Genomic DNA, 12,684 nt, shown 5'->3' on the forward strand with positions numbered 1-12,684 from the left:
TCCCGGAACTGTCGCCACGCCCCCGCCGTTATGGCTCGGGCGGCCACCCGGCCGCGTCGATGTTGCAGGCGAGATGTTCGCCTCCGCCAGCCGATTTCCGCTAAAATGACCTGTCACCGCGCCGATGCATGAGGTCTGCCATGAGCTTCCGCCGCGACATTCTTACCAAGCCGATCTTCTCCTGGGCACGCGGCGTGCTGCCGAGGATGTCCGACACCGAACGTGAAGCACTCGAAGCCGGCGACGTCTGGTGGGACGCCGATCTCTTCACCGGCAACCCTGATTGGTCGAAGCTGCTGAAGGTCCCGCAGGCCGTGCTGACGGACGAGGAACGGGCCTTCCTCAACGGCCCCGTCGACGAGCTCTGCGCCATGCTCGACGAGTGGAAAATCTTCTGGGAATTGCGTGACCTGCCGCAGGACGTCTGGCACTTCGTCAAGCGCGAGAAGTTCTTCGGCATGATCATTCCGAAGGAGTTCGGCGGCCTCGGCTTCTCGCCTTACGCCCATTCGGAAGTGGTGCGCAAGATCTCGACCCGCTCGATCGCGGCTGCCGTCACCGTGATGGTGCCGAACTCGCTTGGGCCCGGTGAGCTCCTGATGCGCTTCGGCACCAGGGAGCAGCAGGAGCGCTGGCTGCCACGCCTCGCCGACGGTCGCGACATTCCCTGCTTCGGACTCACCAGCCCGGAGGCCGGGTCAGATGCCGCCTCGATGGTCGATACCGGCATCATCTGCAAGGGCGAGTTCGAAGGCCGCGAGGTCGTCGGCCTCAGGCTCAACTGGCACAAGCGCTACATCACGCTCGGTCCGGTCTCGACGCTCTTGGGCCTCGCCTTCAAGGCTTACGACCCGGATCGTCTGGTCGGCGATCGAGAAGAACTCGGCATCAGCGTGGCGCTGATCCCGACCAATCTGCCTGGCGTCGAGATCGGCCAGCGCCATCTGCCGTCGATGCAGGTGTTCCAGAACGGTCCGAATTGGGGCCGCGACGTCTTCATTCCGCTCGACTACGTCATCGGCGGCAAGGAGCGGCTCGGGCAGGGCTGGAAGATGCTGATGACGGCGCTTGCCGCCGGCCGCGGCATCTCGCTGCCGTCGCTCTCTGCTGCGGGTGCCGCCTATGCGGCGCGCACCACCGGTGCCTATGCCCGCATCCGCGAGCAGTTCGGCATCTCCATCTCCAAGTTCGAAGGCGTCGAGGAGCCGCTCGCGCGCATCAACGCCACCGCCTACCAGTTAGATGCGGCGCGCCGGCTGACCTGCGCGGCGCTGAATGCCGGCATTCATCCCGCCGTCATTTCCGGCATCATGAAGCTGCACGCGACCGAGCGGATGCGGATTGCGGTCGACGACGCCATGGACATCCATGGCGGCAAGGCCGTGATCGATGGTCCGCAAAACTATCTCGGCAATCTCCACCGCGCCGTGCCGGTCGGCATCACGGTTGAGGGCGCCAACATCCTGACCCGCAACCTCATCGTGTTCGGGCAAGGTGCCATCCGCGCGCACCCCTATCTGCTGGACGAGATGAATGCGCTCGCCGATTCCAATCGCGAGCGCGGCCTCACCGCCTTCGACAAGGCGTTCTGGAAGCATGTCGGCCATAGTTTCCGGACACTCTTCCGCGCCTTCGGCCGCAGCTGGACCTTCGGCGCATTCGCGCCGGCACCCGACGCGGGCGATGCGACGCCATTCTATCGTCAGCTCTCGCGCTACTCCGCGGCCTTCGCGCTCTGCGCCGACATGGCGCTACTGACGCTCGGCGGCGCGCTCAAGCGCAAGGAGATGCTGTCGGCCCGCTTCGGCGACATCCTGTCCGAGCTCTATCTGCTCTCGGCCGCGCTGAAGCGCTGGCAGGATGAAGGCCGGCAGAAGGAGGATTTTGCCGCGCTGGAGTGGTGCATGGCGACCGGCGTCCGCACGATCGAGAACCGGCTTGCCGAAATCCTCGCCAATTTGCCCAACCGCTTCGTCGCAGGTTTCCTCAGGCTCGTGGTCCAACCGTTCGGCGCGCGCGTGCTCGGCCCCTCCGACCGCGTCGTGCACCAATGCGCGGGTTTGGCTCTGGAGCCGTCGGCGGCACGCGAGCGTCTCACGCCGGATCTGGCCCGGGTCGACGACGACGGCGGTTTTGCCCGGCTGGAGCGCGCGTTCGAGCTGGTCGCCAGCACGGACGCCATCGCCAGGCGCCTCAGCGCCGCGCATATCCGCGACTGGAAGGAAGCGGTCGCCAAGGGGGTGATCACGCAGGCTGAGGGCGAGCAGCTCGCCGCCGCCCGCGAAGCCGTCACAAAAGTGATAGAGGTCGACGATTTTGCGCCGGAGGCGCTGTCGCCGATTTACAAGAAAACCGTCAATGTGCATCAGTTCTTCCAGGAACTCGGTGAGCAGAGGGCGGCGAGCTGATGGCACGACCGGTTTTCATCGTCGACGGCAGTCGGACGCCGTTTCTAAAGGCGCGTTCGGGGCCCGGTCCGTTCACGCCGGTCGACCTCGCCGTCCAGTGCGGCCGGCCGCTGCTGGCGCGTCAGCCGTTTGCGCCTGACAGCTTCGATCAGGTCATCCTCGGTTGCGTCAACGTGATCGCGGACGAGATGAACCCGGCCCGCGTCGCCGCGCTCCGGCTCGGCATGGGCGAGGACATGGTCGCCTTCACCGTGCAGATCAATTGCGGCTCCGGCATGCAATCGATCGACACCGCCTACCGCTACATCCGTGAAGGCCATGCCGACATGATCCTTGCCGGCGGCACCGAGGCACTGAGCCACGCACCGCTGGTCTGGCCGAATTCCGGCGTACGCTGGTTCGCCGGCCTCGCCACCGCCAAGGGCGTTGCCGCAAAGCTCGCGGCAGCCTTCAAGCTGCGGCCGCGCGATCTCAAGCCGATCATCGGCCTCGAGCGCGGGTTGACCGACCCCATCACCGAGCTGAACATGGGCCAGACCGCGGAAGTCGTCGGCCATCTCTTCGGCATCACGCGCGCACAGTCCGATGCCTACGCCGCCGCAAGCCATCGCCGGCTTGCGCATGCGCAAGGCGCAGGGTTTCTGAAGGGCGAGGTCGAGACCGCGTTCTCCCGCGACGGCAAGTTCTTCGACCACGACGACGGCGTGCGGCCGGATTCGACAGCCGAGACGCTGGCAAAACTGAGACCGGTGTTCGAGCGTCCCTGGGGTCAGGTCACCGCGGGCAACTCCTCGCAAATCACCGACGGCGCCTCCTGGATGATCCTTGCTTCGGATGCTGCGGTCGCCAAGTACAAGCTGACGCCGAAGGCCGTCATCGTCGACAGCCATTGGGCTGCGCTCGATCCCAGCATCATGGGGCTCGGCCCGGTGATGTCGGTGACGCCGCTGCTGAAGCGCAACGACCTCACCATCAAGGACGTCGAGACCTGGGAGCTGAACGAGGCTTTCGCGACGCAAGTGCTCGGCTGTCTCGCCGCCTGGAACGACGACAAATTCTGCCGCGAGATTCTCGGCCTCGATGGTGCCGCCGGCGAGATCGACCGTGAAAAGCTCAACGTCGATGGCGGCGCGATTTCGCTCGGCCATCCCGTCGGCACTTCCGGCAACCGCATCGTGCTGCATCTCGTCAACGCGATGAGGCGACTCGGCACGCGCCGCGGCGTTGCCACCGAATGCATCGGCGGCGGGCTCGGCGGCGCCATGCTGATCGAGACGGTGTGACCATGGATTCCAAGATCATGACCGCGCTCGGCGATCGCGTGCTGACACTCGGGCCGCAGCCGGCGCAAGACAGTCCCTACAAGCACTTCAAGCTGACGCGCGATGTCGAAGGCGTCGCCTGGCTGCTGTTCGACCGCGCTGATGCAAGCGCCAACACACTGTCCTCCGATGTGATGGAGGAGTTCGACGCCATGCTCGCGGCGATCGAGACTGAGCGTCCGGCCGGCCTCGTGATCCGCTCGGCCAAACCGTCCGGCTTCATTGCGGGCGCCGACGTGAACGAATTCCGCGGAGCGTCTGACCCCGGCATGGTGGAGACGCGCATCCGCGCCGCACATGCGGTGGTCGATCATCTGGAAGCGCTAAAACTGCCGACGGTCGCGGTCATCCACGGCTTCTGCCTCGGCGGCGGGCTCGAGGTGGCGCTCGCCTGCCAAGCGCGCATCGCCATCGACGGTGCTCGCTTCGGCTTCCCTGAGGTGATGCTCGGCCTGCATCCCGGCCTCGGTGGCACGGCGCGGTTCACCGCGCTGGTCAATCCGACCGAGTCGATGTCACTGATGCTGACCGGCCGTACCATCGATGCGCGCCGCGCCAAGGCGCTCGGACTCGTCGACACCGTGACCCAGGAGCGCCACGTCCACGGCGCGGTGAAGGATGCGCTGTTCGGCCGGCTGAAGCGGGCCAGGCCCGGTTTGCTCGCGCGCGCCGCCAATCTCGGGCCGGTTCGTGGCCTGCTGGCCAAGCGCATGCGCGCGGAGGCCGCGAAGGCTGCATCCCGGGAGCATTATCCCGCTCCTTACGCGCTGATCGATCTCTGGGAGGCCCATGGCGGCAGAAAGGCCGCGATGCTGAAGGCGGAGCAGGCGTCCTTCGCCCGGCTGATGGTGACGCCGACCGCGCAGAATTTGATCCGCGTCTTCTTCCTGCGCGAGCAGATGAAGAAGGCCGCTGGCAGCGGCAATGCGATCAAGCATGTCCACGTCATCGGCGCCGGCGCGATGGGCGGCGACATCGCCGCCTGGTGTGCGGGGCAGGGGCTACGCGTCTCGCTTGCCGACATGAAGGCGGAGCCGATCGCGGGTGCGGTGAAGCGCGCAGCCGAGCTCTACGGCAAGATCATCCGCAGGCCGACGGAGGTGCGTGACGGGCTAGATCGTCTCATCCCCGACATGGACGGGGAGGGCGTTCGCGATGCCGATCTCATCATCGAAGCGGTGCCCGAAAAGCTCGAGCTGAAGCAGAAGGTCTATGCCGGCCTCGAGCCACGGATGAAGCCGGGCGCGATCCTCGCGACCAACACGTCAAGCATTCCGCTTCAAGACTTGCGCACCGCGCTGGCGCGGCCGGACCGGCTGGTCGGCTTGCATTTCTTCAATCCGGTGTCGCGGTTGCAGCTGGTCGAGGTCGTCAGCCATGACGGCAATGATCCGCAGGTGCTGAAAGATGCGCTCGCTTTCGTCGGTGCGATCGACCGCCTGCCGCTCGCGGTGAAGAGCTCGCCCGGCTTCCTCGTCAATCGCGCGCTGACGCCGTACATGCTGGAAGCGATGGTGATGCTGGACGAGAAGATCGATCAGCGCCTGATCGATGCCGCAGCCGAGCAGTTCGGGATGCCGATGGGACCGATCGAACTCGCCGATCAGGTCGGGCTCGACATCTGCCTCGATGTCGGCGACATGCTGCGGACCAAGTTCGGCGATCTCCTGCCGCCGACGCCGGCCTGGCTGCGCGAGAAGGTCGCCAGGGGCGAGCTTGGCCGCAAAGCCGGGAAGGGCTTCTACACCTGGAAGGATGGCAAGGCGGAGAAGGCGCCGCTTCCCGAGACCGGCCCGCGCGTCACCGACCAGATGATCGACCGCCTCGTGCTGCCGATGTCCAACGTCTGCATTGCGGCGCTTCGCGAGGGCGTCGTCGACGATGCCGACGCGGTCGATGGCGCCATGATCTTTGGAACCGGCTATGCGCCGTTCCGTGGTGGCCCGCTGAATTATGCGCGCATGCGTGGCGTGGATGACGTGGTCTCGACACTGCGCGCGCTGGCCGAGCGATTCGGCGCGCGCTACGCGCCTGATCCGGGCTGGGACAGTTTCAAGTGAGAGCGATATGAGTGAACAAGCTACGACCGGGCCCACCGGTGATCTCTGCATCCGCACGCTGGCGATGCCGGCCGACACGAACGCAAACGGTGACATCTTCGGCGGTTGGCTGCTGAGCCAGATGGACGTCGGCGGCGGCGTGTTCGCCTCGAAGGCTGCGAGGTCGCGCACTGTGACGGTCGCGATCGAGGCGATGAATTTTCGCAAAGCGGTCTATGTCGGCGATCTCGTCTCGGTCTACGCCAATCTCGTGCGCGTCGGGCGCACCTCGCTGACGGTGCATCTCGAGGCCTGGGCATTGCGGCGCAAGGAGCTTCATCCGTTCCTCGTCACCGACGGCAATTTCACCTACGTCTCGATCGACGACCACGGCCGTCCGCAGGCGATCCAGCGAAACGATCCGCCGATCGCGACGTAATCGCGCGCGACGCTCTGCCTCATCTTGCGAGACGCGGCAAGCGCCCCAAAACGCGGCGCGGGTGAGTCATGGTCGTCGCGGCTTCGCCAAGAACCAGTCATAAAACGGATGAGGTCTCGGCGTACTCAATTGCGTGTCGATTCGGGTGAAACGGCCTCAATTTGCCTGGGAACCTTTGGGCAGGAGTGCCGTTATTTGCCCGCACTGAGGAATCCACGGACCATGCCGGACAGCTACATCATCGAAGTCAATTCGCGGACCGCAGGTATCGTCGTTCGCTCTCAAGGGGGCTACTGCTTCTTCGCCTCGTCCGACCGGTTCAACCGTCTCGAAGGCCAGCTCTTCCGCAACGCCCGCGAGGCCGAACGCGCCGCGCGCAAGCTGGTTAACGGCGATGTGAAGGAGGCGGCGTAAGCGCCGTCATTCCGGGGCGCGCGAGGCGCGAGGCCGGAATTTTTTGCCGAGTACACATCTGCCCTCTCTTCTCCCCTTGTGGGAGTAAGGTGGCGCGAAGCGCCGGATCAGGGTTATGCATCGGCGAATTCAATTGCGAGAGGTGTGCTCGTTGACAGAAACACCCGTCTCGCGCTGGTGCGGCGAGCCATCCTCTCCCCGGTGAACACCCACGAGGGGAGAGGGTTAAGTCAACAGGTCATCACAACTTCGTCGCAGCCCGCGACAGCAGCTTCCACTCGTCGCCCTGCTTCTGCCAGTTCATCAGGATGTGAAGGTTGGTCGATACTTTTTTCCCATCGGCCGCCATCTCCTGCTCGCCCAGCCAATGGAAACGCACGATCGCTGCGGGACCGACGACCTTGATGGTGGGGTCCTTGTATTCGATCGACAGGAATTTCGATTTGCCGTCGGTGGCGTTGGCGATGAAGGTTGCCTTGTCCTCGACCTTGCCGCTGGAATGGCTGTAGCTGAGATCGTCCCAGCACAGCGCGCCGAGCGCCTTCGGGTCGGCCGCGATCTGGGCCAGGCGGAAGGCCTCGACCTTCTTCGCCACGGCTTCCTCGTCCGCCGAAGCGGCGAGCGCCGGTGTCGCGAACGCAAGCGCAGAGACGGCGAGAGTGGAGAGAGCCAGATCGCGTCGATTGATGGTCATCGTTTCCTCCTTTTTGATCTTGCACCGAGTGTTGCAGCCGCGCGTGACTTTGTCGAGTGTCGCATTGTCGTCATGTGAATGCGTGATTGCGCGATCGCGGCCGTATTGATACGTCTCGCGCATCGATGCGTCGCGCATTTGGGAAAGTACGGAAATGATCGAGGCCAGCTACGATGCGATGGGCAGGGCGTTGTTGTTCGACATCGACGGCACGCTCGCCGATACCGATCCGTTGCACCTTAAGGCTTTCAACCAGGTGCTCGGTCCGCGCGGCCATGTCTTCGATCACGCGCGCTTCTCCAGAGAGCTGCAGGGTTTCGCCAATGTCGCGATCGGCGAGCGCTTTCTGCCCGAAGAGGCGCCGGAGCGGCGCGCCCTGATCCTCGATGAGAAGGAGGAGGTCTTCCGCACGCTCGTGGCCGGGCAGATCGCACCGCTGCCGGGCCTGATGGCGCTGCTCGACCGGGCCGACAGCGCCGGCATCCCGATGGTCGCCGTGACCAATGCGCCGCGCCTCAACGCCGAGCTGCTGCTCTCCGGTCTCGGCATCACGCATCGCTTCAAGGCACTCGTGATCGGTGCCGAGCTGCCGCACGGCAAGCCGCATCCGCTGCCCTATCAGGAAGGGTTGCGTTTCGTCGGCGCCAGGCCGGATACCTCGATCGCATTCGAGGACTCCCGCACCGGCGTCCAATCCGCAGCGGCAGCCGGCATTCCGACCATCGGCATCCGGACCAGCCTCACCCATGCCGACCTGGTTGGAGCAGGCGCGGTCACATCCGCGAGTGCCTTCGACGATCCGGCGCTGCTCGCGCGTCTTGCGAAGGCCATGGCGTGGTAAGAATTGGCGTGGTGAGGGCCCCTCATCCGCTAACCGTGATCGGCGCGTGCATTGACCGGAGGCGCGAACCGCCGCACCATGCAGCATTCTGATTTGAGGCCGTTGCCGTGACCGGACTAACTCATCGCCAAGCCGAAATCCTCAACATCGCGCGCGCTTCCGGCCGCGTCATGGTCGAGGAGCTCGCGCGTCGCTTCGAAGTCTCGGCGCAGACCATCCGCAAGGATCTCAACGATCTCTGCGAGCGGAGATCGCTGACCCGCATTCATGGCGGCGCCATCATCGCCTCGGGCGTCGAAAATCTCGCCTATGAGGCGCGCCGCTTCGTCGCCGCCGACGAGAAGAAGGCCATTGGCGCCGCCGCCGCATCGCTGATCCCGAACGGCTGCTCGCTCTTCATCAACATCGGCACCACGACGGAGGAGGTCGCGAGCGCGCTGACCTCGCACGAGGATCTCCTCGTCATCACCAACAATCTCAACGTTGCCATGCTGCTCTACCGCCATCCCCGCATCGAGGTGGTGGTCGCGGGCGGCACGGTGCGGCGCGCCGACGGCGCCGTGGTCGGCTCGACCGCGACGCAGCTGATCGGCCAGTTCAAGGTCGACTACGCCATCATCGGTGCGTCCGCGATCGACGAGGAGGGGGCGCTGCTCGACTTCGACTATCGCGAGGTGCAGGTGGCGCAGGCGATCATCGCCAATGCCCGCAGCGTCATGCTCGTCGCCGATTCCACCAAGCTGCGCCGCAGCGCGCCGGTGCGCATCGCCCATATCACCCAGATCCAGACTTTCGTCACCGACCAGGAGCTCCCCGAGCGCCTCGCCACGATCTGCCACAGCAAGGGCATCGAAGTGGTGGAAGCGCTGCCGAAGGGCGCGGACATCGACGATGCGCCGGCCGAGGCCCAGGATGCGGCACCGGAAGCCGCACCGGTGGTGCGGCTGCGATAGGGTCTTATACGTCGTCCCACGGATTGAGCAGCCGGACGCCGAACGCCGTAAAGTCCTTCACATTGCGCGTGACGAGTGTGAGGTTGTTCGCGAGCGCGGTCGCCGCAAAGAAGCCGTCCATGACGGACAGCGCAACGCCGCTTCTGCGGCTCTGAGCCATCAGGTCGCCCCAGTGCTCCGCCACCGCGTGGTCGATCGGCAGGACGCGTTCGGCAAACCGCGTAGGCAGATCGTGGGCAAGCCAGGCGGCCAGCGCCGTGCGCCGGCGGCCATCCTCCAGCAATGCGATGCCGCGGCGAAGCTCGGCGATCGAGGCGACGCTGATGAACGCGCGATCCTCATCGATCGTATCCAGCCACGCCAGAACTTTCGGCGAAGGCGCGGGCCGGCGAACCTCCGAGAGCACGTTGGTGTCGAGCAACAGGTTCACGGCATTTCGTCGCGTGGTGCGTCGTTCACGCGCTCGAGGTCGAGATCGGCGCCGCGTAGCGGCGATGCCCACAGGAATTCGGCCAAGGTGCCTTTGCGCGCAGTTTTGCGCGCCCATTCCTCGGCGGAGACGACAACCGCATTGGGTTTGCCGTGCCGGGTGATCACCTGCGGGCCGGCTTGAGCGCGGTCGATCACCTCGGACAGTCGTGCCTTGGCATTGGCAAGCGTCCAAGTGTCATCAGTCGGAGGTGTGTCGGGGACGGTGTTGCGATTGGCCATGCCAGCTAGAACCAATGTGACCATTATAACTATAATTCTGCGTAGCCGTCCATTCAAGGGGATGCTGCTGCCTCTAAGAGCCGTCCCAACTGCTCATTTTTCTCATCCAAGTCCTCTCGAAAAAAGTCCTCTTTCATTTCCTTTCGCCTCTCTTTCATCTTGCTTTCGTTTTTTGGTATGATCTAATCAAAAGCGAAAGCCGCTCGACGGAACGGGCGGCCGCCGGGGGATGCGTCTGTTGGAGCGTATTTTCGATCTCGCCATCATCGGAGGCGGTGTTAATGGCTGCGGCATCGCGCGCGATGCGGTGGGCCGCGGCAACACGGTTTTCCTGTGCGAAATGAACGATCTGGCGAGCGGGACGTCGTCCTGGTCGACCAAGCTGGTGCATGGCGGCCTGCGGTATCTCGAATATTACGAGTTTCGCCTGGTCCGCGAGGCGCTGATCGAGCGCGAGATCCTTTGGGGCATCGCGCCCCATATCATCCGTCCTCTGCGTTTCGTTTTACCGCATCACGCCGGCCTGCGCCCGGCCTGGCTGCTGCGCCTGGGCCTCTTCCTCTATGACCACATCGGCGGCCGCCACCTCTTGCCGGCAACCCGCTCGGTCGATCTGCGGCGCGACGAGGTCGGCAAGCCGCTGATCCCGAACCGTTATGCCCGCGCGTTCGAATATTCCGACTGCTTCGTCGACGACGCCCGCCTCGTCGTGCTCAACGCGCGCGATGCCGCAGACAAGGGCGCCGAGATCCGCACCCGCACCCGCGCCACGGAGATCCGCCAGTCGGACGGCGTCTGGACCGTCAGCATGCTCAACACGCTGACCGGCGAGCGCTCGCAGGTCCGGGCGCGCGCGCTAGTCAATGCCGGCGGTCCCTGGGTCGAGGACGTGCTCGGTCGCGGCGCCGGCGTCAATGCGAAAGCGAAAGTCCGACTGGTGCAGGGCTCACATATCGTCGTGAAGAAACTCTACGATCACGACCGTGCCTACATGTTCCAGAATGCCGACGGCCGCATCATTTTCGTCATCCCGTACCAGGACGATTTCACGCTGATCGGCACCACCGATCGTGATTATGACGGCGATCCCGCCAAGGTGAAGGCGACGGCCGAGGAGATACAATATCTGTGCGCCGCGGCGAGCGAATACCTCGCCAAGCCGGTCACGCCGGATGAGGTGGTCTGGACCTATTCCGGCGTGCGTCCGCTCTATGACGACGGCGCCAGCGAAGCCAAGGCCGCGACGCGCGACTACGTGTTCGAGCTCGACACGCCCGGCGGCGTGCCGCTGCTCTCGATCTATGGTGGCAAGATCACGACTTACCGGAGGCTCGCCGAAGAGGCCCTGGAACGCCTTGCACCCTATCTTCGCAGCGCGAAAGCGCGCGAGGGCTGGACCGGCAAATGGCCGCTGCCCGGCGGCGACATGGATGTGTCCGACGTCGACGGTCTGATCGCCGAGCTCCAGCGCGGCTATCCCTTCCTCAGCCATGAGCATGCAAGGCGGCTCGCGCGCGCCTATGGCACGCGGGCGATCAAGCTGCTCGGCGATGCGAAATCGGCGGCCGATCTAGGCCAGGCCTTCGGCGCCACCCTGACCGAGCGCGAGGTCCGCTACCTCATGGCCAATGAGTGGGCGGTCACAGCGGAGGACGTCGTCTGGCGCCGTTCCAAGCTCGGCCTGCGACTATCTGCCGACGAGATTGCGGCACTCGACGACTGGATCAGGACCCACGCCGTGCCGCAAAGTCCCCTGCTGGAAGCGGGAGGACGCTCATGACCGTGACACTCGATCACGTGACCCGGACCGTCGAGGGTGTCGAGCACATCCGCGATGTCTCCCTGACCCTCGAGAGCGGCACGCTCAACGTGCTGCTCGGGCCGACGCTGTCCGGCAAGACCTCGATCATGCGATTGCTCGCTGGTCTCGACAAGCCGACCACGGGCAAGGTGCTGGTCAACGGTAGGGACGTCACCGGCGCCGACGTGCGCCAGCGCTCGGTCGCGATGGTCTATCAGCAGTTCATCAACTATCCCTCGCTCACGGTCTATGAGAACATCGCCTCGCCCTTGCGCGTGCAGGGCAAGCCGCGCGACGAGATCGAGGCGCGCGTCGCCGAGGCTGCAAAGCTGCTGCGGCTCGAGCCGTTCCTGAAGCGCACGCCGCTCCAGCTCTCCGGCGGCCAGCAGCAGCGCACCGCGATCGCACGCGCGCTGGTCAAGGGCGCCGATCTCGTGCTGCTCGACGAGCCGCTCGCCAATCTCGACTACAAGCTGCGCGAGGAGCTGCGCGCCGAGCTGCCGCGCATCTTCGAGGCCTCGGGCGCGATCTTCGTCTATGCCACCACCGAGCCGACCGAGGCGCTGCTGCTCGGGGGCAACACGGTGTGCATGTGGGAGGGCCAGGCGCTGCAGATGGGCGAGACCGCCAACGTCTACCGCCGTCCGCGGACCTTACGCGTCGCGCAGGTCTTTTCAGATCCGCCGCTCAATCTTGTCGGCATCGAGAAGAAGAATGGCTCCGTGCAATATGCCGGCGGCATCGCGTCACCGGCCTCGGGGCTGTATGCGTCGCTGGCTGACGGCGCCTATCGCGTCGGCTTTCGCGCGCATCAGCTCGCGCTCGCCAATGGCGAGGCCGACCGCCATGCCTTCCATGCCACTGTTACTGTGACCGAGATCACCGGTTCGGAGAGTTTCGTGCATCTGACCCGCGACGGATCGAACTGGGTGGCGGTGCTGCACGGCGTGCACGAATTCGAGCCGGGCCAGACGCTCGACGCCGTGCTCGATCCGAATGATGTGTTTGTGTTCGATGCGGCTGACCGTCTGGTCGCCGCTCCCAAATCCTGAGGAGGCATGC

The 12,684-nt window shown here is 65.1% G+C and carries 12 protein-coding genes; 9 read left to right on the plus strand and 3 right to left on the minus strand.

What is annotated here, in order from left to right:
* Window positions 1-140: 140 nt before the first annotated feature.
* The 5 genes from EHH60_RS31870 to EHH60_RS31890 all read left to right on the plus strand — a co-directional run bounded on the left by EHH60_RS31870 (window position 141) and on the right by EHH60_RS31890 (window position 6,622).
* Window positions 141-2,408, plus strand: a complete 2,268-nt coding sequence (locus EHH60_RS31870) for an acyl-CoA dehydrogenase (RefSeq protein WP_199752302.1) — start codon at window positions 141-143, stop codon at window positions 2,406-2,408.
* A complete protein-coding gene (locus tag EHH60_RS31875) occupies window positions 2,408-3,691 on the plus strand; it encodes an acetyl-CoA C-acetyltransferase (protein WP_124163305.1) in 1,284 nt (427 codons plus the stop codon). Before EHH60_RS31870 ends, EHH60_RS31875 begins: the two co-directional genes overlap by 1 nt.
* 2 nt (window positions 3,692-3,693) lie before the next feature.
* Entirely contained in the window at window positions 3,694-5,790 is a 2,097-nt protein-coding gene (locus EHH60_RS31880) for a 3-hydroxyacyl-CoA dehydrogenase NAD-binding domain-containing protein (protein WP_199752303.1), read from the plus strand.
* Between the two features lie 7 nt (window positions 5,791-5,797).
* Complete coding sequence (locus tag EHH60_RS31885) at window positions 5,798-6,208, plus strand: acyl-CoA thioesterase (RefSeq protein WP_124163307.1); 411 nt, start codon at window positions 5,798-5,800, stop codon at window positions 6,206-6,208.
* A 222-nt stretch (window positions 6,209-6,430) separates the two neighbouring features.
* Window positions 6,431-6,622, plus strand: coding sequence for a hypothetical protein (locus EHH60_RS31890; RefSeq protein WP_124163308.1), 192 nt, complete (start codon window positions 6,431-6,433; stop codon window positions 6,620-6,622).
* A gap of 241 nt (window positions 6,623-6,863) precedes the next feature.
* On the opposite strand, the gene EHH60_RS31895 is transcribed toward EHH60_RS31890, so the two are convergent.
* Entirely contained in the window at window positions 6,864-7,316 is a 453-nt protein-coding gene (locus EHH60_RS31895; protein WP_124163309.1) for a nuclear transport factor 2 family protein, read from the minus strand.
* A 154-nt stretch (window positions 7,317-7,470) separates the two neighbouring features.
* Between EHH60_RS31895 and EHH60_RS31900 the strand changes: the two genes are divergently transcribed.
* Both EHH60_RS31900 and EHH60_RS31905 read left to right on the plus strand, forming a co-directional pair.
* Window positions 7,471-8,157, plus strand: coding sequence for an HAD family hydrolase (locus EHH60_RS31900; protein ID WP_124163310.1), 687 nt, complete (start codon window positions 7,471-7,473; stop codon window positions 8,155-8,157).
* Window positions 8,158-8,264: 107 nt separating this feature from the next.
* Window positions 8,265-9,110: a DeoR/GlpR family DNA-binding transcription regulator gene (locus EHH60_RS31905; protein ID WP_124163311.1), complete on the plus strand. Its 846-nt coding sequence runs from the start codon at window positions 8,265-8,267 to the stop codon at window positions 9,108-9,110.
* A gap of 4 nt (window positions 9,111-9,114) precedes the next feature.
* Here the strand turns inward: EHH60_RS31905 and EHH60_RS31910 are convergent, their stop codons facing one another.
* Together EHH60_RS31910 and EHH60_RS31915 are read right to left on the minus strand one after the other, a co-directional pair.
* Window positions 9,115-9,540, minus strand: coding sequence for a type II toxin-antitoxin system VapC family toxin (locus tag EHH60_RS31910; RefSeq protein WP_124163312.1), 426 nt, complete (start codon window positions 9,538-9,540; stop codon window positions 9,115-9,117).
* Window positions 9,537-9,821 (minus strand): type II toxin-antitoxin system Phd/YefM family antitoxin, encoded by a 285-nt coding sequence (locus EHH60_RS31915; protein WP_124163313.1) that lies wholly within the window; start codon window positions 9,819-9,821, stop codon window positions 9,537-9,539. Before EHH60_RS31915 ends, EHH60_RS31910 begins: the two co-directional genes overlap by 4 nt.
* A 229-nt stretch (window positions 9,822-10,050) precedes the next feature.
* Here EHH60_RS31915 and glpD point away from each other — a divergent pair, with 229 nt between their 5' ends.
* Window positions 10,051-11,601: a glycerol-3-phosphate dehydrogenase gene (gene glpD, locus EHH60_RS31920; RefSeq protein WP_124163314.1), complete on the plus strand. Its 1,551-nt coding sequence runs from the start codon at window positions 10,051-10,053 to the stop codon at window positions 11,599-11,601.
* Window positions 11,598-12,674 (plus strand): ABC transporter ATP-binding protein, encoded by a 1,077-nt coding sequence (locus tag EHH60_RS31925; RefSeq protein WP_124163315.1) that lies wholly within the window; start codon window positions 11,598-11,600, stop codon window positions 12,672-12,674. The genes glpD and EHH60_RS31925 overlap by 4 nt, the downstream gene beginning before the upstream one ends.
* Window positions 12,675-12,684 lie beyond the last annotated feature (10 nt).

The sequence above is a fragment of the Bradyrhizobium sp. RP6 genome, from assembly GCF_003837805.1.
GTDB lineage: Bacteria > Pseudomonadota > Alphaproteobacteria > Rhizobiales > Xanthobacteraceae > Bradyrhizobium.